Here is a 26078-nt window from a genome sequence, read left to right as displayed (position 1 = left end):
TCACTCTCCTTAAAAATAGTCTAACTTCTAATTGTACTATGAATTATAGTCGCTTCTTTAAAGTATATAACCTAATGTCATCAGGAAAGCCATTGATTTCTCCACAAATTACATATCCCTGCTTTACATAAAAAAGTGGAGCTTGAAAAGAATAAGTAGTCAGATGAGCAATATGACATCCTGTATTCTTAGCCCGTACCTCCATTTCTTTCAGCAAACGTGATGCAATTTTTTGCCCTCTATAATCCTCCTGTACCCAAAGAACCTCTATTTCTAAAGATGATAAATAAGTAGAACCTGAAATACCGCCAACTATAAGTCCTTCTTCATTGCGTGCTATATTAACAAAATCCATATTTGGCACCTTTAATTTGCCCTTTGTTTTTTTCATATTGTACTTCAATAAACCATTTATACGAACTGATTTTAAAAACTCTTGCTAATCACAGTCATTGTAAATCCTAACATGCATCTTTATCGCCTCCTTTTATTATCAATATTGAAGTACAAACTAATGATTTACATTTGTTCACAAAAAACTCTATAATAGTAATTGTAATACATACTAAGATAGAATTTTTTATTTTCATTCAAGTTTTTTATTATCTTTGAAGATAATATAACTCTATCTAAGGTTTAAAATTGATACATCTACATTTTTAAATATTAGGCTATGTTTTAATATAGTGTTGATATTTTGAATAATTTTAATAATAAAAAAGTAGGTATATATCAATTAATTGGTATACCCCTACTTTTTCGTTAGTATTGTATTAAAATTATTCATTTAACCCCTTGAATATGTTTTTATGATTATTTCAAATAGCCTTTAAAATTTATTGGTGCGATACTTGGTGTATATCCAGAGTAATCTAAAAAAGCACCAATGACTTTTCCTTCGTCTATTACTAAGTAAAGCATAACTGGCATATCTTCAAATTTAGATTTTTCTTCTAACTCATATCCTACAACTTTTCTATCCTCTGTAATCGAGTTAAAATCTTCTTCTGAATAACCACCGTCTATACTCGCATCTTTTATAAATTTAAAAACATCAGAATCACCTATCAAAAGATTTGACTCAGTTAAAGTTTCTGATTTTAAAGTATAACCTTGTTCGGATGTAATTTTTTTAGCCTCTTTTAAAGCTATCTCATCTATATTAAATTCTTGAACATTACTATTACATCCTACTGTAATCAAAACGGTAATTATTAGATAAATCAATATTGTGATACTTTTTTTCAAACAAATACCCCCTTTTTATTTATAATATATAATAATTGTGTACTCATTTTTAATATATCATTCTTTTAATTCGTTTATAACTATTTAGACAAATTCTGGTGCTCTTAACTTAAAATCTTTTACTTTGGTGTAATCATATGTTACATTACTTTGTACAATAAAATTCTTAGTTTTAATTGAGTCTCTATCATTTTCAAAAACTTTTAACCACTTAAACCATTGCATATAATTTGATATATACTTACTTGAAACACCATTAAATCTACCCATCCATTTCTTTAAATTGCTATGTAAAGCATTTATATGTTGAATATGATAAATACCTTCTTTATGCTTACCTGTTTTTATTCGTTTGTGGTCTAAATTAAAGTCTATAGCAAACTTAATATATGACTTATGGCTATCAGTACATAATATAGAATCTTCTTCTATATGTCCTTTGTAAAGCCTCTCAAGCTCTTTATGAGTCATTCTACCTTTGCATAAAGGTTCTATTATTAAATTTCCTTGCCTATCTAACGCTGTAGAAACACAAATTTGTTCTTTTGATATACCTCTCTTTTTAATCTCTTTACCTCTTTTACGAGATTTTCTTGGCATATTGCCAGTTCTTGTACCTTTAAAACTTTCAGCAAAAAACACTTCATCTGCTTCTATTACTCCATCAACATGTCCTGTTCCTAAAAAAGCACTTATACAATCAAGTATTTTATGCCTCCAAAAGAAACTTGTTGCTATATTTATTCCAACTATTTTAGCAGATTTTCTTATTGATAACCCCATAATCATACATTTTGCATATTTAAGCCACTTGTCTAATGTTTTTTTACTCCTATAAGTTGCAGAGTTTGTAAAATCAGTAAAAGTCCTTCTACAATCTTTACAGATATACCTTTGTTTGCCGTTATATTTACCATTTCTTGATATTGATTCAGAATTGCAATGAGGACACACTTTCCCCTTGGCAAATCTGAACTCTCTAACCTCATCACAGACTTCTTCTAATTGAGAACCTAATACAAGAAATTCTTCCAAATGACATAATATTTCCTCAATCTGATTTAATGGTAATGTTTGTATATCTGTTAATATAGACTTTATGCTTGGCATACAATAACCTCCAAAATATTGATGTATCTATATTATATCCTATATCTTAGAAAATATCCATTTTCAACACTATTTTAAAACATAGCCAAATATTAAAATAGCACCCATTTAAATGGGTGCTCCTTTTATGTTTACGTCAATATATTACAAATTTTTATAACAGTTTTTCAATAATTATATTTCTTCATTATATTCTACATTTAAACCCTTAGAAGATAAGAATCCTTCCCCAAAACTACCTTTTTCAACTATAAAAGTAGTAGATTTACTTTCTTCCATGCTTTTGCCAAAAATCCTATTGCTAATCTTTTCTACTGAACTTGGAAGTATTAATTTTCTCAGTTTTACACAATCAAGTGAATTTTTCCCCATAGATTTTACTGATGATGGCACATTAAGTTCTTTAAGTTTGCCACAAAAAGCAAGCATTCCTTCTGGTATGGCTTTTAAATTTGCTGATAGCTTTATTTGTGTCATATACATATTTGATGCAAATGCAAATTTTCCTACTTCCTTAATAGTATCTGGCATATACACTTCTAAAAGATTTCTTCCTTCAAAAGCTTCATTAGCAATTTTTGTTACTGGCTTGTTTTCAATTGTTTCTGGTATGTAGATTATTTGCTCTTTTCCAATGTACTCTTTGATTATAATACCTCTACCTTTTACTTCATAAACATATTCGTCTTTTACATTTACTTTTGTCATCTTTCTGTCTCCCCCTAATATAGATATTTATATTATATCTATTTTGGAAAGAATGTAAAGTTATATAGCTAATATCCTTTAAATACCAGAAAACCCTTTTTCTTCTGCGATTCTTCCAACAAATCCATTCTCTATTGCATCCATTAATTTAGCTATATCTATATTGTATTTTTCAAGTTCATTACTGTACATACTTCATATTCCACCCATTATTTTTATAAATTCTAATGGTATATTAACCTTAACCTTACTTCCATCTTTGCTTTTTTCTCTTACAAATAACATCTTTCCACTTTTGCCATCATTTTTTATATCAAAAAAATTATCATCTTCAATTGCTTCCTCTTTAACAACAATATCACATTTATTTTTTTTAAACTTTAATCTAAACTCAAATATAAATTTTCTATTTATTGATCAATACACAGGAATCCTCAATTACTTTTTATCTCTAATTGCTCGTGTAAGTTTTTTTATATTATTATTAATACAGATTAATACAATTATAATAATTATTCCAGTACCAGATAAAGAACCACTATCACTATAATCTTGTCTAAATTCATCTATAGAACTACTTATATCCTCAATAGAACTTGATATGTCATCTAATTTTTCTTCTATACCATCCATATTGTTCAAACTATTCCCCCCTATACTTTTAGTCAATATATTCAACTATATAGTATTTGACTTCTTATTATTAATCAACAAATTTACATAACCTTATGAAATTGTAAGTTATATTTAGCCTTCTATAATTCTTTTTACAAAAGAACCGTATCACTTATTTGTGATACGGTTCTTTACTCCTTACGCTCAAAAATAATTTAGTTAAATCCCTTTGTAGATGCCTTCCTAGTTTTGATTATCATGTTGTTTAAATTTAAAATAAAAATTCATTCTCCCAATCAAAATAACCAGACTCTTCATATGATAGTGGCCAATGACTACACCAATTAGGAACATTAGGTTTCTCCACCCTATCTATACTTGGAGTATATGGCTTTATATCTAATATCCCACTATTATTCATTGCATCAATATAAGTAATATAGATTCTACCCTTATCATAGTCAATATGTGTTATTTCAGTTATCGATAATGCTATTGGGTTTGGTCTTTCTGGTGATCTAGTTGAAAAAACTCCTAACTTTTTTGGGGCTTTTCTGTAAGGTTGATTTACTTCTGTAACTCCTCTACTTTTATTATTGTCACACTTATCAAACCACCATATTACATCAATGTGAGAAAAGCCTTCTAATCCTTGGAGCCCCTTTACATACTCCTTATTAATTTGAAGAAACATATCTTTTCCTTCAACATTTACTTTTCCAATTTCTTTTAATTTCATAATATTTACCTCCTAATAATTTATCTTACAAAAATAATAGACCCTCACATGATGTGAGAGTCAACAAATTTTACTTTAATGGAATTTGTATTTCAGTAAGATATTCTTCTGGGTTATTAGTATCATCTACTCCTATATGACATATTTGTCTAGAAGGTTTTTCTGCCATCTGCTCATTGTGACTTTCAAGATGATATGCTAACATTTCATAAGCTTTTGCTAAATTGCTATATGGTCCGTATACCATTGCATAAGCCACTTTTTCTACGCCCTCTACTTCTCTATATATAAATCCGTCTTTGTTTTTTCCTAGTTTATCCACTATTATACCAACTTCAACATCTAAATTTTCATCCTTATGTTCAATATCATGATATAAAGCAACATTCTATTTCACTTATTGCATTATCTATTTTTTTAATTCTCTGCTTTTCTAATTCAATTTCTTTCTCAATTTCCTCTTTCTTTTTTACTAATTCATATGCTATATTTGTTTCTTTATCTTTTAGTATTATATCTTTTATTTCTCCTGTTGAAAATTTCGTATCTCTTAATAAAATTATTTTTTGAAGAACTGGTATCTGAGATGCACAATACATTCTATACCCTGTAGACAAATCAACACTTGCTGGTCTTAATAACCCAATTTCATCGTAGTATCTTAACATTCTAATAGACACTTGAGTCAGTTTTGAAAATTCCCCAATTTTAAACATGATTTCCTCCTTATATCTAATATATTTCATAATTATAACATACTGATATTTTAAAACATTCATAACTTCAAACTATGATAATAATACCATATTCTAAATTTTTCACATTAAATTTACATAAAATAGAAGTCAAATATTAACTTTATTTTTCTATATCAACTTATACTTGAATAAACTTAAATACATCAGTATAAACTATTATTAAATTAATAAATTAGAGAGGACATCAAAATGAAGAAAAAATTCATACCAGTAATTTTATTATTGATTTTATTTAATATGACAAATAATTATACAAGTTTTGCTGAAAGGTCTGAATTATCAGTACCTATAATATTTCAAAACTTAAAAGGAAAAGAGGAGTTATTAGGATTTCTTGATAGAATAGAAACATTAAGAGCAAATATTGGGACTATTAATATAGACCCAAATACAGTAAAAGAAAATTCTAGTAGGATAAAAAGAGAAATAAATTTTTATTTATCTGAAATATCATCAATAGACAGTGCAATAAAAATGTTCGACAGAAAATATAATAACTCTCCTCCAGATTTATTATTTTCTGAACAAATTAGTATTTTATTAAATAATTATAAATTAAGTCTAAATTTACAATTAGTATTAATAGATGCAATTATAAATAACGAACTTGGAGCAACTAATCTTTTTTATTCCGATTATTTAACATATATATATCATTATTTAAATCGTGGAGATCAATTGTATTCATATGTTAAGATATTTTATAATTTATAATATTTTTATTGATTATACTTAACTTACTCTAAATAAATAGACGGAGTATCTAAATATCCATACTCCGTCTTAATTTCTATAAAATTTCACTTATCTAAATCTCTGTTAATTCATACCTAAACTTTAATAAAAACTCATTTATATTTTTCAGAATAAAATCTTATATGAAAACACCCTACTAATCTTTTCTTCACTATATTTCTCAATACTTGTGTTTATTTATTAAAAATTTTATTAATAAAGTTAAAATAGTATCTTTATATTTTTCAACGAATAATATTATAAATATATAAATAGTTTTTAATTGGAAATTTCTATTTATAAATTGTTTATTTAGATTTGGAGGATAAAATTATGAAAAAAATAATTTCTGACATTTTTCATAAAATTATATTTCGTAATCCAAAGAGGAACAACATAAAAATAAAATCAATTAAATCAAGACAATCTCCTTATAATGTTGAAGTTATTGCTGAAAATTTAAATGTTCCTTGGGCTATAGATATAAGTGACGAAGGCAACATCTATTTTACAGAAAGGCCTGGATCAGTTAGAGTTATTGAAAATGGCACACTAAACCCCCAACCACTAATCACATTTGAAGCTCCTTTTATAAGTCTGGTAGAAGGAGGTCTACTGGGAATTGCTTTAGATCCTAATTTCTCTCATAATCATTATTTCTATGTCATGCATTCATACGAAGAAAATAATAAACTCTATAACCGTGTTGTTCGACTAGTAGAAAATGATAACAAGGCATATATTGATAAGGTTCTTCTAGATAAAATTCCAGGAGGAAGAGTTCATAATGGAGGGCGAATAAAAATAGGCCCAGATAATAAATTATATATAACAACAGGAGATACAGGAAATCCTTCATTAGCTCAAGATCTTTCAAGTACTGCTGGAAAAATACTTCGCATAGATCTAAATGGTAGCATTCCTAAAGATAACCCATTTGATAACTCACCTATTTATAGCTATGGTCTTAGAAATCCAGAAGGCTTAGCATGGAATTCAAAAAATATGTTATATTCCTCAGGACACGGTCAATTAGCACATGATGAAATAAATATTATACTACCAGGATTAAATTATGGATGGCCTCTTGTTCAAGGAGATGAAGATTCTTCGGAAGTTGAGATACAAAAGCCTTTGATACACAGTGGTGAAGTTACATGGGCTCCATCTGGTATTACCTTTGCAAACCAAGGCCCTTGGCAAGACAGGTTATTAGTTGCTACACTACGCGGCCAACAACTTCTTATTTTTTCATTAAATGAAGATGGTACAACAGTTGAAAATATAGAATCTTTCTTTGAAAATGAGTATGGTCGTTTACGTGACGTAATTCAAGGAAAAGATGGGTCAATTTATATTGCAACAAGTAATAGAGACGGACAGGGAGATCCAAATATAACTGATGATAAAATCATACGTCTTATTCAAAAGTAAATTACATTTAAATAATAATAAACCGTATTACTAATAAGTCATACGGTTTATTATTTAAATGTAATGATTATTTTACTTAGATTTTTATTTTAATAGTTATTAATAAAAATTGTGTAATATATTTATATGATATTTTCTTTAAGGGTAATATGGATAATAAGGATATGGTGGAGCATAGTATGGATATGGTAATAATGATAGTGCTATTAAACTAGCAAGTGGAAATCTTCTACGTCTAAAACGTCTGAACTTGATAGGTGTACCATATTGTCGTTGTTGACTTTGATTTTTAAGTTCTTCCTCCATTACATCTTCACCAACCAAAATAGTAACTTGATCCCCCTCTACACTTTCAATGATCCCATCAAATACCTTTCCATCCTTTGTTGTAAAGATAGTGTGATAATTCATTAATCTTTTACATTCATCATTCAAATTCTTTACATTTCTATTCTTGTTATTTTTTTCTGAATACATTTTTGATCAACTCCCCTCTATAACATGATATTCCTTAATGAAAATAGTGTTCTATTTATAAGATATAAATCATTATTTAAAATTCAACAAATGATGTAACTGACTAAATGTAAAAATTATTTTTCCACAATAAAAAAGTATGTATCGACTCTTATATCAATACATACTTAATCATATAATATTTTTAATATTTGAATTCCCAAAATATATCTTCAATAAATTTTTCAAAATTTTCTCTTTGTGTATGATTATTTCCATAATATTTTTCTCTTAATGATAAAACTCTGTTTACTTCCATAGCATTTAAATTTTTCACTATTTCATAACTTTTCTCATTATAAAGACGTTGTAAGGTCTTTCCTATATAGTAAAGTGATTCATAATGTTTAGTATTTGAAAAACCTGGTGATTTCCAGTTTTCATCTTGTTTGCCAAAGAATATTGATTTTGCAAGCCAACCTTTTACTGCTGTACCATCTAAAGTTGTATTTGAAAGAACATAATTTATATACTCACTAAATTCCGTAAATTCTCCTTCTTCAGTTTTTATACCTACAATAGGATACCATAAGCCTTTAATCTTGTTGTTATTTGTACCTGAAGACCTATAAAAAGCTAAAGTAACTCTTTCTACTCCATAGTAAAATTCCATGTCTACGTCTATTAATCCAATCACTCTAAATGGTTTTTTTGAGTATTTATTTACTCTAAATGTATCCTCATATATACTTAATATTTTGACAACATTTTTTATATAAAAACGCCTCCTTATTATAAATTATTATTAATAAACCATATAACTTTAAAATTTAAAGCTATATGGTTCATTGTTTTATCTAAATATTTGAATTTTTAATTATAAAAAGATCTCTCATTATTTCATCTGTATTTTTATATGTTTTTTCAATTCCCATTAATCTCTTTAAAAAAATTAATTCTTCTTTATTTAAATCTAGCTCTTCATACCATGGTTTATCTTCTAATTCTGAATTTTCATAATCATAAGACGAATAATATAGATGTATTAGAAAGTCTGCCATATACCAATAATCTATTTCTTTTTTGTATTTCTTCTCATCTATATATCTAGCTAGTCCAAAATCAATTAGTACTAAATCTTTTTTTTCGTTCATTATTACATTAGAAATTCTAATATCTCTATGAACAATGTTTCTTTCTTGTAAGATAATTATAATTTTTAAAATTTTTTGTGCAATATCGTATATTTCATTCCTAGTAAATTCATATTCATCAAAGGACAATAACTCATAAAAGTCTTTTCCTTCCACGAACTCTATAACATAGAATTTTGTATCATAGTAATCAAATTTTTCTATGAATTTAGGAAAATTTTTATCATCTAAAGATTTCATTATTTCCTCTTCATAAAATAATTTTTCTTTATTTTTTTCCATCATGTCCTTTTTCAATTGTTTTATTACATACTTCTCATTTGTATTTTTTTCACATAGATAAGTTATTCCATATCTACCTTCTCCTATTATTTTTATAATAGTATAATCTTTTATTTTTTCACCAGGCATATAATATTTATCTATACTATCTCCTCCTAGTGTGGCATTTGCTCATATTACTTATAAATTAATCACTATATGGTCTACTATATGATGATGATGCGCTTGCACTTGAAGCACTTTGTGATGCACTGGAGCCACTTCCTGATACACTAGATCCACTAATAGAGGCACTAGTTCTTCCTTTTCCTTTTTTCTTGTAGTATTCGTGTCCTCTATCTGATTGATTTTTTAAAGAATCCATTATATCACTCCTTTATATATATATTGATAACTAGAGCATTCTAGTTATCAATATAATTTATGACATATTAATGCAATTTGTTACATTATATTTTCATATAATCTTACTTCATTATTCAACTGATTTTGGAAATAGTTAAAAAAGTAGGGGCAAATGCTCCTACTTCTAATACATAATCTTTTTTACAAATTTTAAAGTATTATAATTTCATTGTAATTAAATTCATTCAATAGTATTATTATTTCTTTGCATCTTTTTACCCCAATTAGCTAATTCTTTAAGAGCTACAATTAAATCTTGTCCGCTTTCTGTCAAAGAGTACTCCACTCTCGGTGGCATTTCCATATACTGCTTTCTCACTATAATTTCATATGATTCTAGTTCTTTCAATGTTTGTGTTAACATCATATTTGTAATTCCATCAATATTTCTTTTTAACTCATTGTATCTCATAATTTCATTTTTATTTAATGCCCAAATTATAGGAAGTCTCCACTTTCCATTAATAATATTTAATGTATATGTTAGTGGACAATTATCTAAACGACTTTTATAAACTTTCTTGCTTTTCATAATATCACTCCATTACTCAGTTTTTTCTTACTTAAACAAAAAATATTGCGTACTTGTTATAATAGTTCTAACTGCTATAATTATATCAAAACTTTGAAGTTGGTCGAAGTTTTTTAAACTTTTTCTAGAAAGGGAGATTAATATGAGTATACACTATGAAATTATTTCTGATGATAATATAATTTGCATTAAAGATTTGTGCAATGAACTAATGGTATATCAAAAATCTAAATCTAATATACATCCAGAGTGGTTTGACAATATGAATTTTGAAACTAGAATGATTCCATCTGTTAAAAGTGCAAAAGCTAACTTTATAATTGTGGCCAAAGATGATGATGAAATTGTAGGATATGCTTACAGCAATATCTGCCACAAGAATACTTATTCTGGTGGATTTGCCACTTTAAAACCTGTTGACTTCTTTGATTTTGATTCTGTTAATGGTAGTGATGTAGGGTGTTTATCTCAGTTTTATATAAGAGATGGTTATCGTAAATCTGGCATTGGCACAGTATTATTTAATAAATCTATGGATTGGTTAAATTCCTTTGAATCAATTGATGATTTGTTTATTTTTGTATCAAATGGAAATACTAATGCCTTAAAGTTTTATCAAGGTAAAAACTTCAAAATAAGTCATAATATTCTGGAAGGATTTATTACCGTGTTAAGAAATATTTAGGCTGAAATTATAAAAGGTCATATCTTTTTTGATATGGCCTTTTAGTAGACAATTTTATAAGCTCACTAGCTTATTATGATAATGTTTTTATATTTTGTATGTCTTAGATTTAATTTTACTTACTTTTCTTTCTAAAAGGTCATATTTAGCAACTCCATTTTATTTTTGCCGGATCAGGCTCATCTGTTATAGCTACTTTTCGTAAAGCATCTTCCATATTTTTACACTCTCTTGCTGCTATTTCATCATAAACTTCAGGTATTTCCTTAACACCAACAGTTGAATATGCTATGGATGCACTTCCGTAAAATACAAGTCCCAAAGAACTTGTTAGAGTATTAATTGTTGCTGTTGTTGCTCCAATTGCCCTAGCTGCAGCTTGTGCTGCTGGATTTCCTTCTGCTTCTCTTGCTGCTATTTGAGCTTCCTTAATAATCTTCTTTGCTTCTGTTAGTTTTATATTTCCTTCTAGATATTCATTAATTGCATTTAGTGCATTTTTTAAACGAGAATCCTCGGGATAATCTTTTTCATAAATAGGTAGAATATGCTCCCTTGCATATTCATTACACCATTTTACAATTGTATTTTTACTTTGCGTTTCTATTAATCTCATAAGAGATAGAACATATGGTGAGTCTGCTTTTCCAATCATTTTTCGTACTTTAGCCATAATAACTCCTTTTTAATTTATTATTTTATCATAGGTAACTTTATATTTTAGATTATATACAACAATTGTATCATATTTCAACTCTTAAACTATTTTGCCTAAAACCTAAGGAGAAAGATTATTAAAGCTTTTTTGTTTAAATAACTTAATATATCAAAGCTTCACCTATTAGCATTTTTAGAAATTACCTTAGAGGAATCAAGGACCTTTCTCCTACTTCGCAAGGCTTCATCATTTATTGATTACATTACTCCTTCTTTAATTAAATATGAATATATAATTTTTTTATTAAAAACTGTATCGTTTACTTGTGATGTGGTTTATTGTTATTTATTCTAAACGATCTAAAAATATACAATATATGTAAAGAGGACTATAAAATTTGTTTTATAGTCCTCCGTAAATTTAATTATTATTTTTTATACAATTGCATTTTTAATCACAATAAACTTTTGTCTGTTTTGATTAAAAAAGTTTACTAATACCATCTTTTACATTTACAATCATCATCAGGTTTTTTATATTCACAATCATCATGATTAGGTTTTTTATATTCACAATCATCATGATTAGGTTTTTTATATTCACAATCATCATGATTAGGCTTTTTTAATTCGCAATTGCATTCACAATTGCATTCACAATTACATTCAAACTCAGGTTTTTTGCATTTGCAATCATACTCAGGTTTCTTGCACTTACAATCATACTCAGGTTTCTTGCATTTACAATCGTCCTCAGGTTTTTTGCATTCACAATAACATTCACACTCAGGTTTTTTACGTTTGCAGTCGTTCTCAGGTTTTTTGCATTTACATTCATAGTCCTTATCTCTGTCTATATCTTCTCTATAATCATAATCATCTTGTCCATAACCTACACATTTATTACTTTTTAAAATCATTTCATATCACTCCTATATCTTATATTGATAGTCCCATATAGGAACTCTCAATATAAGATATGTGCTTTCGACAAAATAGTTCATATTTTTTGTATAATTTTTATAATTTTTATAATTTTTATTTAGAGATGACATTATCTTTATTTTATCTTATATTTACTTTTCTTTTTGCCTACTGCAGCAAGATAGATTACAAACTCTTCATCTCCATCTAACTGTAAAAGATGATCTACAGCTTCCTGATCATATATACCAATTGCACAAACTCCTGTATCCACAGATTCACCTGCCAAATAAAGATTTTGGCAAATATGTCCCACATCTATTAATATCTTTTTATGTGCTGAAATATCAAATTTCCACTCTGATCTATAAGGTGTTGTACTCCATGCAAAGGTAACAGCAGCTTTTTTTGCAAAGTTAGGTACAAAAGGTTGGTCTAGTGTAATTGCATCTATTTTACTATCAACATCTTCTAATGGAAACATGAATAATAGCTTATGTTCTATTGGTAAATATCTATAAATTCCTTTTTGCAAACCAGCCACATTCATTATAAATAAGTATGTTTCAAAAGAATGAGTTGCTCCACTACAAGGAACCGTTCTATAAGGCAATCCACCTTTACTACGTCCAGTTATACCTTGAGTTGACCATAAAAGATAAGATAACTCTTCAATACTAACTGATTCATCACTGTAAAGCCTAGTACTTCTTCTGTCCTTTATACATTCATAAATGTCTACTTTTTTTATCACATCATTATTCACTTGTGGTAGATCTACTATAGTAGCAGTAGAATCATAAGATTTAACTTCATCAGGTTGAGACATACCCTTCATTCTATCAGTTTTTATATTTTTTAGCTCATTAAAATTGGATTTTAAAAATCCTCTCTCTTTTTCATATCTTCCCATTTTAATCGTCTCCTTTATTTTTTGTCATAAATTAATATATCATAATATGTGAAAAATTTCCGTAACTTATGATACATTTTATTTAATCAATTAAGATGAAATCAGTTTATTTGTTAAATCTAATAAATAATTCTATCATAGTTTTTATATTATATACTAAGATAGAGTTATTTTATAATTTGTTTACTTTTTGAAGCTTGGTATTTTATTCTTAATTAAAAACACACTATTTATTATTAATACAACAAATTCAGCTATGACAAAAGAAAACCAAATACCCTTCATTTTAAATAAAATACTAAAAATAAAAATGGCAGGAATAAGAATCATACAACTTCTTGAAATAGATATTACCATTGCCTCTTTCACCTTTGATATTGAGCTGAAAAATGCACAAGATACTATATTAATTCCTGCAAATAAATAACCTATAAAGTATATTCTCATTCCTTCACCTGCTATTGTTGTCAGTTGTAAATTATGCTCACTGTTGAAAATTGCTACTATTTCATTTGTAAATAGATAAATAATTACATATATTGCAATTTCAAATATTAGAGCAGTTATCATGGAGTAATTAAAAATTTTCTTTACAAAAGTCATTTCATTTTTACCATAATACTCACTTGATAGTGGCTGAATTCCTTGAGATACTCCTGTAAATATGGAAGTTACAATAAGTGATACATTAGCCACTATACCATATGATGCAACACTAGTATTTCCACCTATTTTTAATATTATTAAATTAAAAGTAATTAATGATATTGCTGATGTAAGTTCTCCAATAAGTGATGAAAAGCCTAGTGTTATGATTTTATAAATATTTGAAAATAATATTTTACTTTTCACAAAGTGGAATTTTTGATTTTTCTTTATAAAATGCAGTGACAATATATATAAACTTATAATTGGTGAAAGTGATGTTGCCAAGGCTGCACCAAATATGCCCATTTTAAAGGGAAACATAAAAACATAATCAAGAACAATATTTGCAAAACTACTGACAAGCATGGCTATCATAGATAGTTTTGGGTTGTTATCATTACGAATAAAAGCCAACAAAATATTGTTGAAAATAAAAAAAGGTGAAAAATACAATAAAGTTGTCAAATAAGTTTTTGTTAATAAAAAAGTTGATTTATCTGCGCCAAGCAACATGGCAAGTTTGCTTGCAAATAAAGCACCTACTATCATAAAAAAAATTGACATTATTCCACCAAAATATATTGATTGTGTAAATGAACTATTGTTACTGCTTTTTTGTTGCTCTTTAATTGAATGTTGCGTTGCACCTCCAATGCCTATCATCAGACCTATACCCTGTATAATACTAAAAACAGGAATGGAAAAATTCAGTGATGCAAGACCTACCGTTCCAAGGGCTTTTGATACAAATAAGGTATCTGCAAGAATATAGCATGAAGTACCTATCATTCCCATAACATTTAAACTGACATATTTTATGAATTTTAATTTTAATTCTTTCACAATTTCCTCCTGCAAAAAAGTACCAAAACACTCCTTCTAAGACCTAATGGAGTGCTCTGATACCTTTTATATTCACCCGGTGGTGAATAATTATCTTGTCTTATTTTATTAATTAATGTGATAATAATAATCTCTTGGCAATAAAAAAAGCCATGAGGTATATTATTAAAAATATCTCCCAGGCTTTTATCCTTCCGTGTACACAATAAATGTGCGTTTTCTCTCGGACCTGCCAGCTATAAACTACGGAACCCTAGAAAACTTTTCTATGAAATTTAATATAAATTTTAACACACTAATAAATCTTCGTCAATATTTTATTTTTATATTAAAATTATTTCAAACTATATTTTAAAGTGATTTTACATAAATATTCTTAGATAATTCTCTAAGTTTGTTTTACACAAACCTATCTACAGTCCCCTTACTTTATTGCTTTTTTTCTTGTTTCTGTTGCTTTTTTAAGCTTTTTGCTTCTTCCTTACGCTGTTTCTCTTCTTGTTTTTGTTGCTCTTTTAAACGTTTTGCTTCTTCCTTACGTTGTTTCTCTTCTTGTTTTTGTTTCTCTCTTAAGGTTTTTGCTTCTTCTTTACTTTGCTCTTTTTCTTGTTTCTGTTGCTCCCTTAAGCTTTTTGCTTCTTCCTTACTTTGCTCTTTTTCTTGTTTCTGTTGCGCTTTTAAACTTTTTGATTCTTCCTTAACTTGTTCTTCTTCCTTACTCTGTTCCTCTTCTTTTGAATCTTCCTTATCTTCTAAAGATTCCAATTGATTCTTTATTTGTTCTTTTATCCATTCAACATCATCTTTGTTTTGTTCCATTGAATCTTTATATTTCTCAGCCTCTTCCATAGCTAGCTTTGCAGCTGCGATTCTCTCCTCATCACCAGATGCAAGTGCTTCCTTATATTCTTCTCTTGCTAATTCAAAAAGTTCTTTTGCTTTAAAAAAGTCTTCTTTTGAAAGCTCAAATGCAGCTTGTAAATTTTCAACATTTACACCATCTGCCTCTAATTCATTCAGATATTTTTCTACTAATTCAATTTTCTTTTCTAAATCTTGTTCTACTATTTCACCAGTATTTAAAAATTCAGCAATTCGCTCTTTACTTGCAAAGAATTCTTTTACAGACATTGGTTCATCATCACTAACTCCTACATTAGCAGCCAATAATCCTACAGGTATACTCGCATCTTGCGCTTGTTCTAATTGATCCATTGTTGCTTCAATCATAGCAATGTTAACATTTTGCAGTTCATCACTTTCAACTATCTTTTCTTGAATTAAATCTTCAATCTCTTTTACTACTTCATTTTGATCCTCTTCATTTTGATCTTCTTCTACAGGTATCATAGTGACAAGAACATAATCATCAATTAAATCTTCACTATTAATAAATCCACCTTCTCTAGCTTCACTAACAATTTTCTCTATAGCTTCATCCACATCAATTCCAATAATATCAGATAAATCCAGAGATTGACCATCTTCATTTAATCCCTCTACGTTTATAACCTTATCCTCTTCATCAACAGATAATTTAACACTTGGGTTAATATCTACAGTAACTAATGCTGCAACATTTTTAAGTGATTTTTGATTCATAAAGTTATTGATACCAAATGAACCTCCAGTTACAGTTAGTAATAAAGCTGCTGCAATAGCAATTGATTTTTTCTTAATCATAGTCATCGTTCTCCATTCTTGTTTATTATTTACAATATCATCCTTTGTGAACATAATCTTCTGTCCAACAGAAAGATTGTTTTTCAACCTTATTCTTCTATACTCATTGTCATCTGACAATACGATAGCATAATTATTTTTTATTTTCATGACAATACCTTTATAGTACATAATCAATCACCTCTTTTTTCCTTTCACATATTATACAAATTGTCAGTCAGTTTTAGGTACCTTTTTTTGAATCTTTTATCCAACTAAGAATACCAGAATAGTTATTCACTATGGCAATAATAGTTGCTATAATAAATAGTTTATTTCTCTTAATTATTTTTACACTCACTAGAAATCTCTCAGAAATTTTTGTAATAGGTAATCTTTTTTTTTCATAAAGATGACTTACAAAGTCTTCTTTACCACTGGTTTTTATTGCAATATCCACTGCTCTTTCTCTTGTATCTATGTGCTTAGGCGAATTATCTATTAAATCATCAAAATCAATGCCAAATTTCTTTAATTCCTCTTCAAAAAGAGAAATCTCCTCTCTCAAATTGGTTTCTTCATAAGAACTAATGCTATTTAGTGTGCTAATTTCTAGTTCATCTATAGAATAATATTCCTTTCTCTGTTCATTTTTCCAAAATGTCTTAATTCTACTAGTGATAACCAATTTTGCATAACTAAGAAAGCTACCTTTTTTTGAATCATAACGTTGCATTGCTTCATTAAATGCCATAAGTCCAATAGAAAACTCCTCGTCATTTTCTACTTGAATATATTCATTCTTTAAATTTGATATGGTGTTCAATATAAAGGGCTGATAATCTTCTATCAATAAATTTACTTTTTCTTTGTCTTTTCCAAAATCTAAATTAATAATAATGGAACTCAATTCATTATTCATGTCTAATATACTCCTACTTAATAAATACTTTAATATTCGCATTAATATCTACCGTGAATATTACTACTAATTTTTCAAATGTTCTTTGGTTTATCAAATTATTAATAACATTAGTTATAAGTAACAATTAAATATTCTCTTATTATTAATCACTCTTGTCATTTATTTTTTCTTGATTGTCCATAAAAACATGTTTTTTATACATAATTTACTGTTTAATATCACAATTCTTTTTCTTTCCATATATTATACAAAATTCCAATAAATTTTAGGTACCTTTTTTGATTATTTATAAATATAACTTTTAATAATAAAAACCGTATCTCTTATTTGTGATACGGTTCTTTGTTACACCTGTAAGGTAGATCATTCTATATTAAATTATTTTAAATTATATTCTAAAGTGGTTTTACATAAATATTCTTAGATAATTCTCTAAGCTTGTTTATATCTAGTATATATATTTTTTTATCACCACATTTTATAATTGATTTTGATTCCATTTCTTTAAGAGTCCTATTTAAATGTCTATATGTCGTACCTAAAAATTGAGCAATATCTAAATATGATGAATTCAAAACTATATAATTTTTGTCTGTAAGATGTTCAACTAAATAACTAGCCACTCTATTTATAAGGGGATATACAAAATTATATGAGCTATTATTAATAGTCCCATAAAGCTTTTCACTCAAAGAATCCACCAAATGATGTAAAAGCTTTACATTATCATAATGCTTTTCTCTAAGTATAGTAGAAGGTATTGCTATCAAAAAAGTATCTTCCACTGCATCAATATTGCAAAGTATAGGCATGTCTCTTAAAAGTTCTAAATCTCCTATTGTATTAAAATCTTTATAGAACTTTAAAGTCATTGACTTTCCATTCTCAAAAGAGTAATAAATTTTAATTTGTCCATCAACAAGTAAATAATAATACTCCAGAATTTCCCCTGACTCTAATATGTACTCTTCACCTTCATAAAAATGTAGTTGTGCATATTCTAATATTTCATTATCAAATATACTTTCTATATTGTGCTTTTTAATATAATTATTTAAAAGCTTATTATCAAAAACTCTTTTCATAATTCCTCCTAACATGACCAATGTCATGTTCTGACTTTTATAAATATATTATTTTATTTATAGGAGTTTGTAAAGAGAGACTGGAGGATATATTATGAAATATGAAGTTATATTATTTGATGCAGATGAAACATTATATGATTTTAAAAAATCTGAAAGAGAAGCATTAAAAAACACAATGATTAAGTTCAACATAAAATATGATGAAGCTTATCATTTAAAAATTTATCAAGAAATAAATACAGTTTTATGGAAAGAATTTGAGCAAGGACTTATTACACAAGAAAAATTAAAGGTAGAAAGATTTAAAAGATTATCAGATAGATTAGCAGTAAGTTTTGATGAAACTAACTTTGCAAAATTATATATGGATTATTTAGCCCATGGTTCATTTTTATATGATGATAGTATGGAGCTTGTAGAAACACTAAGCAAATCTTACAGACTTGCTATAGTAACTAATGGCCTTACCGTAGTTCAAGATAAAAGAATAAGAAAATCTGTTATAGCAAAATTCTTTGAGACTATAGTAATATCTGAAGAAATATTAATATCGAAACCAAATCCTAAGATTTTTGAACATACCTTAAAAAATATGAATTTCTTAGATAAGAGCAAAGTTTTGATAGTTGGAGACAGTTTAAGTTCTGATATACAAGGCGGGATAAACTTTGGCATAGATACCTGTTGGTATAATCCTAAAAAGATTATAAATGAAACTTCAATAAAACCTACCTATGAGATTTCTAGTTTTGATGAACTTAAATCTTTGTTGCTTAATTTATAAATAATGGTAAAAAGGTATAGAATTAAATCTAATTCTATACCTTTTAATATTCAGTAATCTTAATTTATTTTGACAAATTATACTTTAATTAGGTGTAATACTTTATTTGATTTGTAATATTTCAAGTTATTTACAATTTATAATTATTATAAATTACATAGCTCTAGCAGGAAATATTGCATCTAAAACTCCAATAACGATAGCTGCCAATACTGCTCCTAAAATAGATACTCCCATATTAGGAACAAAAAATTGTGCTACGTATATTATTATTGCTGCGATTATAAATCCTTTTATTCCTTTTCCAAAAGGAGATGCATCAACTCCCATAAATAATTCTACAAAATAGTCTGATACAGATATTACAACAGCAGCTATTAAAAATGACCACATTCCTCTAATGCTAAAACCTGGTGTTACATATGAAGTTATCATTAGAATAACTGCAACTAATATAAATCTTCCTATCCATCTTGTTAGACTAAAATCATTTACTCTTTTATTGTTAGCAGTTTGCATATAAAACACTCCTTTAACAAAATAATGTTTTGAATTTCTCATAAAATTTATAGGTTATTATTTTAACCTTATAATTATAAGTTAACCACTCTATTAGATAATATCCTTATAATATTATTAAAATTTATAATTAATAATTCAATTATCTTTTAATAAATCACGAATTTCTTCTAAAAGTGCTATATCATCAGGCTTTGAAGGTTCACCTCTTAAACTAATTGCTTGACCTTCTCTAAGCCTATTTATCATTTTTACAAATAAAAACAATATAATAACTACTAATAATAAATTAATTAAATTATCAATAAAGCTACCTATAGCAATGGAAGCACCATTGATGCCAATAGATATTCTATAGTCTTTGTAATCTGTAAAGTTAAGAAATATACTAACAACAGGCATAACTACATCAGATACTACAGATGCAATAAACTTAGAAAAAGTGTTTCCAATTACAACACCTACAGCTAAATCAATAACTTTACCCCTCATAGCAAAGTTTTTGAACTCATTAAAAAAATTATTCAAAATATAAACCTCCTACTTAAAGTACTTTAGTAGTATATACTGAGATTTATTGTATGCAAACTCTGTAATATTATTTATATATTTTACACTTGTACATTAAATCTGTTTTAAATTTAGCAATTAGATTCATTGTTTTGTAAAAGTCATAATCAATAAGGGTTTTGTGAATACAAATATAAATAGATTAATATAAGAATTACAATAATCACAAATCCTGTTATAGATCTCTTAATGAGCTTTTTATCATTATGTTTTATTCCATATATCAATCCTATGAGAAAAATTATTATTAATAATAAAACTAATATCATTTTAAATCTCCTTCAATCAAATTTATTTATATTTATCTATTTGATGTCAAAACTATTTTTATTTCACATTATCATTATATTTATATTATTTATTTAGTATGGTAAATAAATTATCTTTTATTTTTTAAAAATTTTAGTTTTAGCAATAATTTACTTAAAATCCACATCACTTGCTCTTAATGTTATGTAATCATAATCATACTCGTTGTTACTACTTATTCCTATGTGAAATTCATATAACTCATCCACCATATATATTTCATCATAAATCCAGTATGAATTTTCCTCCAAGTTATTTTCTATAATCTGGCCATTTCTGTAAATTATCTTGTTTATATCTGTGAAACCACCACTATTATCAAGATCAAAGACAATATCATCTCCAACCTTTTTCACACTTAAAATTTTGCAATCATGAAAATCATAATTATCCAAGATTTTCTGTGGAATTTGTTCTTCTATCATTTTAAAATAATTGAAGTAATCCTCCATTACTTTTTCTGTTGTTTTTTCATTTTCTTTGCAATATTTTTCTATTCTCTTTTTAATATCTTTTGATGCCTTGTTAAGAGCCAAGACTCTTATATCTGCCACATCTTTTAGTATATCCTTTGGTAAATTGTTTTTTAAAAATTCTATTTCATATCTATGATTTTCGGCAAATTGCTCTGTCAATTTTAATTCATCATATTCTTCCATTTCAAAGTTTTCTGATGCTTCTCTTTCCTCTTCTAATATGCTATTTCTAAGGTGTTCTACTTCTTCTTGTGACATAAATTCACTTACACTTACCATATTACCTTTTTCATCCATAACAGATATTTCGTCCCAATCTGTTTCGTCAAATTCATCTTCTTCCATCATTTCACATATTTCTTTTTGCTCTTGTAAAAAGTTCTTCAATTCTTTTTTATATAAATCTAGGTAGTATGTTTCATCAAATTTTTCTGCTTTTTTTGTAGCTCTCATTAACAAGTGTATGTCAGTTCTCCCCATATCCCTTTGATATTCTTTTGTAAAAAATTTCATAATAGCTTCCCCTTCTTTAAAATTTTTAATTATTACAAATTAATATTTGTCCAAACTCATTTTTACCAGATTATAGTCTTGCACATGTTCAAATTATAATTTTTATTATACCTCTATATAAAAGAATGTTTTGATAATATTTTAGCATTTATGGATAAATATATCCTATTTTACTACTCACAAGGATTCTTCTTTCCAGTAGCTTCAAAATAATAAATACCCCATTGACGTATAGACTGAATAATGGGAATTAAAGTAGAACCCAATTCTGTAAAAGAATATTCAGTTTTTGGTGGCACCACAGGATATACTTCCCTATGAATTAAGCCATCTGCTTCTAACTCTCGTAGCTGTATAGTTAACATTCGAGGAGTTGCGTAAGGAATAAGTTTCTGTAATTCACTAAATCGTTTCGCTCCATCAATTAAATACCATAAAATAATCGGTTTATACTTACCACCTATAAAGCATGTTGCTGCATCAATTGTGCAATGGAATTTTCTTTCTTTCATCATATCCCCCCAAACTATCATTTATGATAGTATATATCAAAAATGTACGTACTTGCATAAACTAATTATTCTTTTATAATAGATATTAATTATAAGATTGTCAATTAACTATTATAATATAGTTGTTGTATTTAAATAAAAAACATTAAATAGGGGGAATTTTTATGAATAGGGAACTACCAATGCAAAAAAAATATGATAAATTAGGTCCAAATGTTGTTAAATCATTAAAAGAAAGACATTTTGATGCATATTACTGCACTACATCTCAAGAAGCACTTGAAAAGCTTTTAGAATTAATACCAAAAGAAGATGTTGTATCTTGGGGTGGATCTCAAACTTTATCTGAATTAAATATCCAAGAAACTTTAAAAGACAAAGGATATGAGGTAATAGATAGGGACTTAGCTAAAACACCAGAGGAAAGAATGGATTTAATGCGTAAAGCTTTACTTTGTGATACTTTCCTTATGAGTAGTAATGCAATTAGTGAAGATGGTCAATTATTTAATATAGATGGAAACGGAAATAGAGTTGCAGCCATGTGTTTTGGACCTAAAAGCGTTATAGTTATAGCTGGTATGAACAAAGTTGTAAAAAGTGCTGAAGATGCTTACACTAGAGCAAGAACAATTGCTGCACCAGCAAATACTCAAAGATTTGATGGATGTAAAACACCATGTTATATAAATGGTGCTTGCTCAGATTGCAAGAGCCCAGATAGTATATGTGCCTATATGGTAGCAACTAGAATCTCTCGTCCAGCAAATAAGATTAAAGTAATTTTAGTAGGTGAAAATTTAGGAATGTAATTACCTTAAATCGCTTCGTAATGTATTAAAATTGCTAACTTATCTATATTATATTATTCTATCCTTGCAATTTAAAACGTATCACTTAATTGTGATACGTTTTAAATTACACTATTAATCAAAATTAGCATCCTTACTTGTGATATAGTCACTGTTATTTATTCTAAATAACTAAACTTCATTCTTTTGAGCTATTTTTTCTGTGGTTCTTTGGTTTATTTCTTTCTTCAGCTCTTTTAAATAAGGAGAGAATTCCACCTTATCCGCACCATAAGTAAACTGTAAGTCATATTCTAACGGAATCCAAGTACTAATATCCGCCTCGTTATGCTGGATGACTGCTTCTAAATTATCCAATGCTTTGTAAAGCTTTGCTTCATCAGTCTTACGTTCATTCATTTCCTTTAAAAGCTCTGTGAATTCCTCACGATAAGGAGTAGGGAAAGTTTCAATCCATTGGAAAAATATCTCATCCTCTTTTTCACTATCTTCTTCTTTTTTCTCAAAAGTAGGAATATCACCAGTAAAGGCTTCCCCTAAATCATGGATCAAACACATATGAATTACCTTGTTCATATCAATCTCTGGAAATTCATCACGCATTAATAATGCCATTAATGCAATACGCCAGCTATGTTCTGCTACACTTTCATGGCGTCCGCTCGATGTCCATGAGTGCCTAGTATTGCATTTTAATTTTTCTGCAACTGTTAATATTTCTAGAAATGTTGCTGTATTCATACGAAGTTCCCCCTAGAATTTTTATTTATGAAATATTATAACAAATATATATAAATAAGACTATGCCATTTGTCTAAAAGTAAAATAAATCAAATATTGAAAAAATATGAAACTTCAATATTTATATTACTCTATAAAAAACTTCTTGAGCAAATAGTATAGGTACATTTTTATTTCTTTCAAATATATCTCTATAATTTTCTACAGGAACTTTCTGTTCCCCTACATAGGTCGATACTTCTAGAGTTAGTCCTGGTTTTTCATAATTTTCAATAAACCAATCCTTATATCCACTACCTGTGACAGGTTGTTTTGTTTCTTCTAAGACATATCCTGTCTCCTTAGATATTTTACTAGCTATAGCAAAATCCCTTTCTATATTTAATTGATTATACTGATAGTAAATTATTTCTCCTGAAGAATGATAAGAAATTGTACCGTCAAATAAGTATTTTTCTGTCAAGCATTTTAAGGCACAGGTTTCTGGTTCTGAGAAATAATATGGACCTTTATAAAAAGCATATTGTGGATGGGCTACACTATCATCAGCTGGGTACTTGGTTGGATAATTTCTATTTAAATCTACTCCATTTATATTAGCTTTCCAACGTGGAAACAATTCTTCTTTTAGATAGGGTTTATATTTATACTCTGAAGATACATATTTACCTCCGTTTATTACTAAATCTGCACCATCTGGATTAACTAATGGCACAAAAACAAATGTTACATATTTTAAAAGTTTATTAATACTCATATTATTTATACTTTTGTCCATTTTATATAATTTTAAAAGATAGTTGATTTGATCTAGTAGCAATATTGTTGTAATAGCTTCTCTAGCATGGTGTGTTCCTTGAATTAATATTTTTGTACTTCCTTCACCTATAGCTATGGATAGTATAGGTGTTCCTTGTACTGATTCCCCTATTTTATTTAGACTTAATAATTTTTCATTATGCTTGCATAGATTATAAATAGCTTCGTTGATGCCTTTGGAAAAGTGTCTAGATTGGTATAAGTTTATATAACTTTTAATACATCTATTCATCATTTTATCACTCCATTATTACATTTTTGTGCATATATAATATGTATTCTATAATATTTAAATAAATTACTGTATAGATAGAGGATTTGGAAATTGAAATCATTAAACTAAGTGTTATTGAAATTTAACCTAATTAAAGAGGGAAAATATATCTCTCTTTGGTATGTAGTAAAATAGTAGTTTATTACTTTTTATTATTTTTATAATATCTTACGCCAATATATCCAATTATAAGAACTATTACAACTACAAAGTAAATCCAAGGAAAAGTTTCAATACCCATAATTATCCCTCCTTTTTTATATGTAATACATATGAAAATCAAATAGCATAGAGTTTCTAGTTCATAATATATTATACCAATTTTTTCCTAAGTGTATGATAGGTTTCTAGTTTTAAAATCTCTTATTCTAGTATTGGAAGCTGTTACTGGTATAACTGACTTCTTATGTCTACTATAAAAGAAAAGATAAGTGCTATATTAAAATAATGTATTTATAATATACATTATTCTTTTTTTAAAAATGATAATTAAATAATAGACATATATATTTATTGTAGTTTACTATCTAATTAATAAAGATTGTAAATAGAAGATAATATCAATAATGATCGGCTGATACGCTAAGTATTTTTGACAATACTCTAAATCTAAGGAGGATTAATTTATGAAAAAATTATTACTATTAGGATGTGTATTTATAATATCCATTTTTTCAGTCTCCTGCAAGTATAATACTACACAAGATAAAATGATTATAACTAGAAATTATACATCTGAAAGTTACATAAGCGGAATGGGTATGGATTATCAAATAAAAAATATACCAAAAGGAAAATATAATATCAGCTTATATTCAAAAGAGTTTAAAAAAGGTAATTATATAAAAGAAGAACCTTTATATAATGCAACTTTAACTTTTGATAGAAATGTAGATAAAGTCAATTTAAGTATATATGAAGAAGACGAAAATATTAAGGTATCTATAGGGGATTCCAACACAAATGCAACCTTAGACTTTTTTAAGGATGCCAGTGGAATAGCATTATTTGGATTAGATATAGAAAAAAAAATAGTAGCTAACAATGAGTTACCTATTATAGGATACATTGTAGGCAATGAGGTAAAAAACATACAAAGCACAAATATTGATGAAATTTTTAAATATAAATCTACTGGTGAAATTATAATTTATTTAAAAATTGATTAAGGTAGTAACAAAGAGCAAGTTAAGTGAAAACTTAACTTGCTCTTCCCTAAATACTATAA

At 27.3% G+C, this 26078-nt stretch carries 32 protein-coding genes and 1 riboswitch; of the genes, 6 read left to right on the top strand and 26 right to left on the bottom strand.

What is annotated here, in order from left to right; translation table 11 throughout:
* Positions 1-43 precede the first annotated feature (43 nt).
* The 8 genes from TVTCOM_RS08385 to TVTCOM_RS08350 form a co-directional block, all read right to left on the bottom strand.
* A complete protein-coding gene (locus TVTCOM_RS08385; protein ID WP_434799381.1) occupies positions 44-391 on the bottom strand; it encodes a GNAT family N-acetyltransferase in 348 nt (115 codons plus the stop codon).
* A 422-nt stretch (positions 392-813) separates the two neighbouring features.
* Positions 814-1248: a hypothetical protein gene (locus TVTCOM_RS08380; protein ID WP_434799380.1), complete on the bottom strand. Its 435-nt coding sequence runs from the start codon at positions 1246-1248 to the stop codon at positions 814-816.
* Between the two features lie 84 nt (positions 1249-1332).
* Positions 1333-2358, bottom strand: coding sequence for an IS1595 family transposase (locus TVTCOM_RS08375; protein WP_434799379.1), 1026 nt, complete (start codon positions 2356-2358; stop codon positions 1333-1335).
* 174 nt (positions 2359-2532) lie between these two features.
* Positions 2533-3066, bottom strand: coding sequence for a leucine-rich repeat domain-containing protein (locus TVTCOM_RS08370; protein ID WP_434799378.1), 534 nt, complete (start codon positions 3064-3066; stop codon positions 2533-2535).
* A gap of 438 nt (positions 3067-3504) precedes the next feature.
* Positions 3505-3708 (bottom strand): hypothetical protein, encoded by a 204-nt coding sequence (locus TVTCOM_RS08365; protein ID WP_434799377.1) that lies wholly within the window; start codon positions 3706-3708, stop codon positions 3505-3507.
* 244 nt (positions 3709-3952) lie between these two features.
* Positions 3953-4420, bottom strand: a complete 468-nt coding sequence (gene tsaA / locus TVTCOM_RS08360) for a tRNA (N6-threonylcarbamoyladenosine(37)-N6)-methyltransferase TrmO (protein ID WP_434799376.1) — start codon at positions 4418-4420, stop codon at positions 3953-3955.
* 70 nt (positions 4421-4490) lie between these two features.
* The gene (locus TVTCOM_RS08355; RefSeq protein WP_434799375.1) at positions 4491-4742 is read right to left on the bottom strand and encodes a GyrI-like domain-containing protein; all 252 of its coding nucleotides are present in this window, start codon (positions 4740-4742) and stop codon (positions 4491-4493) included.
* Positions 4743-4788: 46 nt separating this feature from the next.
* A complete protein-coding gene (locus TVTCOM_RS08350) occupies positions 4789-5136 on the bottom strand; it encodes a MerR family DNA-binding transcriptional regulator (RefSeq protein ID WP_434799374.1) in 348 nt (115 codons plus the stop codon).
* Between the two features lie 231 nt (positions 5137-5367).
* On the opposite strand from TVTCOM_RS08350, the gene TVTCOM_RS08345 reads away from it, so the two are divergent.
* Both TVTCOM_RS08345 and TVTCOM_RS08340 read left to right on the top strand, forming a co-directional pair.
* Positions 5368-5892: a hypothetical protein gene (locus TVTCOM_RS08345; protein ID WP_434799373.1), complete on the top strand. Its 525-nt coding sequence runs from the start codon at positions 5368-5370 to the stop codon at positions 5890-5892.
* A 354-nt stretch (positions 5893-6246) separates the two neighbouring features.
* Entirely contained in the window at positions 6247-7347 is a 1101-nt protein-coding gene (locus TVTCOM_RS08340) for a PQQ-dependent sugar dehydrogenase (RefSeq protein WP_434799372.1), read from the top strand.
* Positions 7348-7485: 138 nt separating this feature from the next.
* Here TVTCOM_RS08340 and TVTCOM_RS08335 read toward each other — a convergent pair whose 3' ends face one another.
* The 5 genes from TVTCOM_RS08335 to TVTCOM_RS08315 all read right to left on the bottom strand — a co-directional run bounded on the left by TVTCOM_RS08335 (position 7486) and on the right by TVTCOM_RS08315 (position 10176).
* Positions 7486-7824 (bottom strand): hypothetical protein, encoded by a 339-nt coding sequence (locus TVTCOM_RS08335; RefSeq protein WP_434799371.1) that lies wholly within the window; start codon positions 7822-7824, stop codon positions 7486-7488.
* 184 nt (positions 7825-8008) lie between these two features.
* Entirely contained in the window at positions 8009-8500 is a 492-nt protein-coding gene (locus tag TVTCOM_RS08330; protein WP_434799370.1) for a hypothetical protein, read from the bottom strand.
* Between the two features lie 160 nt (positions 8501-8660).
* The gene (locus TVTCOM_RS08325; RefSeq protein ID WP_434799369.1) at positions 8661-9368 is read right to left on the bottom strand and encodes a protein kinase domain-containing protein; all 708 of its coding nucleotides are present in this window, start codon (positions 9366-9368) and stop codon (positions 8661-8663) included.
* A 58-nt stretch (positions 9369-9426) separates the two neighbouring features.
* Positions 9427-9603 carry a hypothetical protein gene (locus TVTCOM_RS08320; protein ID WP_434799368.1) on the bottom strand — a complete coding sequence of 59 codons (177 nt, stop codon included), beginning with the start codon at positions 9601-9603 and terminating at the stop codon, positions 9427-9429.
* Positions 9604-9825: 222 nt separating this feature from the next.
* Complete coding sequence (locus TVTCOM_RS08315) at positions 9826-10176, bottom strand: winged helix-turn-helix transcriptional regulator (RefSeq protein WP_434799367.1); 351 nt, start codon at positions 10174-10176, stop codon at positions 9826-9828.
* A 142-nt stretch (positions 10177-10318) separates the two neighbouring features.
* Between TVTCOM_RS08315 and TVTCOM_RS08310 the strand changes: the two genes are divergently transcribed.
* Positions 10319-10861, top strand: a complete 543-nt coding sequence (locus TVTCOM_RS08310; protein WP_434799366.1) for a GNAT family N-acetyltransferase — start codon at positions 10319-10321, stop codon at positions 10859-10861.
* A gap of 145 nt (positions 10862-11006) precedes the next feature.
* Here the strand turns inward: TVTCOM_RS08310 and TVTCOM_RS08305 are convergent, their stop codons facing one another.
* From TVTCOM_RS08305 to TVTCOM_RS08275, 7 genes are all read right to left on the bottom strand, one after another.
* Positions 11007-11534 carry a putative immunity protein gene (locus tag TVTCOM_RS08305; protein ID WP_434799365.1) on the bottom strand — a complete coding sequence of 176 codons (528 nt, stop codon included), beginning with the start codon at positions 11532-11534 and terminating at the stop codon, positions 11007-11009.
* A gap of 478 nt (positions 11535-12012) precedes the next feature.
* The gene (locus tag TVTCOM_RS08300) at positions 12013-12438 is read right to left on the bottom strand and encodes a hypothetical protein (RefSeq protein WP_434799364.1); all 426 of its coding nucleotides are present in this window, start codon (positions 12436-12438) and stop codon (positions 12013-12015) included.
* A gap of 140 nt (positions 12439-12578) precedes the next feature.
* Complete coding sequence (locus tag TVTCOM_RS08295; protein WP_434799363.1) at positions 12579-13355, bottom strand: SagB/ThcOx family dehydrogenase; 777 nt, start codon at positions 13353-13355, stop codon at positions 12579-12581.
* Positions 13356-13538: 183 nt separating this feature from the next.
* Positions 13539-14846, bottom strand: coding sequence for an MATE family efflux transporter (locus TVTCOM_RS08290; protein ID WP_434799362.1), 1308 nt, complete (start codon positions 14844-14846; stop codon positions 13539-13541).
* A gap of 173 nt (positions 14847-15019) precedes the next feature.
* A riboswitch (guanidine-I (ykkC/yxkD leader) is annotated at positions 15020-15114 on the bottom strand.
* A gap of 161 nt (positions 15115-15275) precedes the next feature.
* Complete coding sequence (locus TVTCOM_RS08285) at positions 15276-16700, bottom strand: anti-sigma-I factor RsgI family protein (RefSeq protein WP_434799361.1); 1425 nt, start codon at positions 16698-16700, stop codon at positions 15276-15278.
* Between the two features lie 52 nt (positions 16701-16752).
* The gene (locus TVTCOM_RS08280) at positions 16753-17430 is read right to left on the bottom strand and encodes a sigma factor (protein WP_434799360.1); all 678 of its coding nucleotides are present in this window, start codon (positions 17428-17430) and stop codon (positions 16753-16755) included.
* Between the two features lie 398 nt (positions 17431-17828).
* Complete coding sequence (locus TVTCOM_RS08275; protein WP_434799359.1) at positions 17829-18518, bottom strand: Crp/Fnr family transcriptional regulator; 690 nt, start codon at positions 18516-18518, stop codon at positions 17829-17831.
* 94 nt (positions 18519-18612) lie between these two features.
* On the opposite strand from TVTCOM_RS08275, the gene TVTCOM_RS08270 reads away from it, so the two are divergent.
* Positions 18613-19305 carry a YjjG family noncanonical pyrimidine nucleotidase gene (locus TVTCOM_RS08270; protein WP_434799358.1) on the top strand — a complete coding sequence of 231 codons (693 nt, stop codon included), beginning with the start codon at positions 18613-18615 and terminating at the stop codon, positions 19303-19305.
* A gap of 153 nt (positions 19306-19458) precedes the next feature.
* On the opposite strand, the gene TVTCOM_RS08265 is transcribed toward TVTCOM_RS08270, so the two are convergent.
* The 4 genes from TVTCOM_RS08265 to TVTCOM_RS08250 all read right to left on the bottom strand — a co-directional run bounded on the left by TVTCOM_RS08265 (position 19459) and on the right by TVTCOM_RS08250 (position 22225).
* A complete protein-coding gene (locus TVTCOM_RS08265) occupies positions 19459-19824 on the bottom strand; it encodes a phage holin family protein (RefSeq protein ID WP_434799357.1) in 366 nt (121 codons plus the stop codon).
* A gap of 138 nt (positions 19825-19962) precedes the next feature.
* Positions 19963-20352: a large conductance mechanosensitive channel protein MscL gene (mscL, locus tag TVTCOM_RS08260; RefSeq protein WP_434799356.1), complete on the bottom strand. Its 390-nt coding sequence runs from the start codon at positions 20350-20352 to the stop codon at positions 19963-19965.
* Between the two features lie 461 nt (positions 20353-20813).
* A complete protein-coding gene (locus TVTCOM_RS08255; RefSeq protein WP_434799355.1) occupies positions 20814-21692 on the bottom strand; it encodes a DUF4085 family protein in 879 nt (292 codons plus the stop codon).
* 173 nt (positions 21693-21865) lie between these two features.
* Positions 21866-22225 carry a winged helix-turn-helix transcriptional regulator gene (locus tag TVTCOM_RS08250; RefSeq protein ID WP_434799354.1) on the bottom strand — a complete coding sequence of 120 codons (360 nt, stop codon included), beginning with the start codon at positions 22223-22225 and terminating at the stop codon, positions 21866-21868.
* A gap of 143 nt (positions 22226-22368) precedes the next feature.
* Here TVTCOM_RS08250 and TVTCOM_RS08245 point away from each other — a divergent pair, with 143 nt between their 5' ends.
* The gene (locus tag TVTCOM_RS08245; RefSeq protein ID WP_434799353.1) at positions 22369-23016 is read left to right on the top strand and encodes a lactate utilization protein; all 648 of its coding nucleotides are present in this window, start codon (positions 22369-22371) and stop codon (positions 23014-23016) included.
* A gap of 171 nt (positions 23017-23187) precedes the next feature.
* Here the strand turns inward: TVTCOM_RS08245 and TVTCOM_RS08240 are convergent, their stop codons facing one another.
* Positions 23188-23757 (bottom strand): HD domain-containing protein, encoded by a 570-nt coding sequence (locus tag TVTCOM_RS08240; protein ID WP_434799352.1) that lies wholly within the window; start codon positions 23755-23757, stop codon positions 23188-23190.
* Between the two features lie 121 nt (positions 23758-23878).
* Positions 23879-24811, bottom strand: coding sequence for a M14 family zinc carboxypeptidase (locus TVTCOM_RS08235; protein WP_434799351.1), 933 nt, complete (start codon positions 24809-24811; stop codon positions 23879-23881).
* 665 nt (positions 24812-25476) lie between these two features.
* On the opposite strand from TVTCOM_RS08235, the gene TVTCOM_RS08230 reads away from it, so the two are divergent.
* The gene (locus tag TVTCOM_RS08230; RefSeq protein ID WP_434799350.1) at positions 25477-26019 is read left to right on the top strand and encodes a hypothetical protein; all 543 of its coding nucleotides are present in this window, start codon (positions 25477-25479) and stop codon (positions 26017-26019) included.
* Positions 26020-26078 lie beyond the last annotated feature (59 nt).

The sequence above is a fragment of the Terrisporobacter vanillatitrophus genome, assembly GCF_051148895.1.
Lineage (GTDB): Bacteria > Bacillota > Clostridia > Peptostreptococcales > Peptostreptococcaceae > Terrisporobacter > Terrisporobacter vanillatitrophus.
The sequence above is the reverse complement of the archived record's forward strand: the minus strand, read 5'-3'. Positions and strand labels throughout refer to the sequence as shown.

Bases quoted from the DNA above. Each gene is read 5' to 3' on its own strand.
- TVTCOM_RS08385 (WP_434799381.1), bottom strand. From the start codon at position 391: ATGAAAAAAACAAAGGGCAAATTAAAGGTGCCAAATATGGATTTTGTT.
- TVTCOM_RS08375 (WP_434799379.1), bottom strand. From the start codon at position 2,358: ATGCCAAGCATAAAGTCTATATTAACAGATATACAAACATTACCATTA.
- TVTCOM_RS08370 (WP_434799378.1), bottom strand. From the start codon at position 3,066: ATGACAAAAGTAAATGTAAAAGACGAATATGTTTATGAAGTAAAAGGT.
- tsaA (WP_434799376.1), bottom strand. From the start codon at position 4,420: ATGAAATTAAAAGAAATTGGAAAAGTAAATGTTGAAGGAAAAGATATG.
- TVTCOM_RS08350 (WP_434799374.1), bottom strand. From the start codon at position 5,136: ATGTTTAAAATTGGGGAATTTTCAAAACTGACTCAAGTGTCTATTAGA.
- TVTCOM_RS08345 (WP_434799373.1), top strand. From the start codon at position 5,368: ATGAAGAAAAAATTCATACCAGTAATTTTATTATTGATTTTATTTAAT.
- TVTCOM_RS08340 (WP_434799372.1), top strand. From the start codon at position 6,247: ATGAAAAAAATAATTTCTGACATTTTTCATAAAATTATATTTCGTAAT.
- TVTCOM_RS08335 (WP_434799371.1), bottom strand. From the start codon at position 7,824: ATGTATTCAGAAAAAAATAACAAGAATAGAAATGTAAAGAATTTGAAT.
- TVTCOM_RS08325 (WP_434799369.1), bottom strand. From the start codon at position 9,368: ATGCCTGGTGAAAAAATAAAAGATTATACTATTATAAAAATAATAGGA.
- TVTCOM_RS08320 (WP_434799368.1), bottom strand. From the start codon at position 9,603: ATGGATTCTTTAAAAAATCAATCAGATAGAGGACACGAATACTACAAG.
- TVTCOM_RS08315 (WP_434799367.1), bottom strand. From the start codon at position 10,176: ATGAAAAGCAAGAAAGTTTATAAAAGTCGTTTAGATAATTGTCCACTA.
- TVTCOM_RS08310 (WP_434799366.1), top strand. From the start codon at position 10,319: ATGAGTATACACTATGAAATTATTTCTGATGATAATATAATTTGCATT.
- TVTCOM_RS08305 (WP_434799365.1), bottom strand. From the start codon at position 11,534: ATGGCTAAAGTACGAAAAATGATTGGAAAAGCAGACTCACCATATGTT.
- TVTCOM_RS08300 (WP_434799364.1), bottom strand. From the start codon at position 12,438: ATGATTTTAAAAAGTAATAAATGTGTAGGTTATGGACAAGATGATTAT.
- TVTCOM_RS08295 (WP_434799363.1), bottom strand. From the start codon at position 13,355: ATGGGAAGATATGAAAAAGAGAGAGGATTTTTAAAATCCAATTTTAAT.
- TVTCOM_RS08285 (WP_434799361.1), bottom strand. From the start codon at position 16,700: ATGTACTATAAAGGTATTGTCATGAAAATAAAAAATAATTATGCTATC.
- TVTCOM_RS08280 (WP_434799360.1), bottom strand. From the start codon at position 17,430: ATGAATAATGAATTGAGTTCCATTATTATTAATTTAGATTTTGGAAAA.
- TVTCOM_RS08275 (WP_434799359.1), bottom strand. From the start codon at position 18,518: ATGAAAAGAGTTTTTGATAATAAGCTTTTAAATAATTATATTAAAAAG.
- TVTCOM_RS08270 (WP_434799358.1), top strand. From the start codon at position 18,613: ATGAAATATGAAGTTATATTATTTGATGCAGATGAAACATTATATGAT.
- TVTCOM_RS08265 (WP_434799357.1), bottom strand. From the start codon at position 19,824: ATGCAAACTGCTAACAATAAAAGAGTAAATGATTTTAGTCTAACAAGA.
- TVTCOM_RS08255 (WP_434799355.1), bottom strand. From the start codon at position 21,692: ATGAAATTTTTTACAAAAGAATATCAAAGGGATATGGGGAGAACTGAC.
- TVTCOM_RS08250 (WP_434799354.1), bottom strand. From the start codon at position 22,225: ATGATAGTTTGGGGGGATATGATGAAAGAAAGAAAATTCCATTGCACA.
- TVTCOM_RS08245 (WP_434799353.1), top strand. From the start codon at position 22,369: ATGAATAGGGAACTACCAATGCAAAAAAAATATGATAAATTAGGTCCA.
- TVTCOM_RS08240 (WP_434799352.1), bottom strand. From the start codon at position 23,757: ATGAATACAGCAACATTTCTAGAAATATTAACAGTTGCAGAAAAATTA.
- TVTCOM_RS08235 (WP_434799351.1), bottom strand. From the start codon at position 24,811: ATGATGAATAGATGTATTAAAAGTTATATAAACTTATACCAATCTAGA.
- TVTCOM_RS08230 (WP_434799350.1), top strand. From the start codon at position 25,477: ATGAAAAAATTATTACTATTAGGATGTGTATTTATAATATCCATTTTT.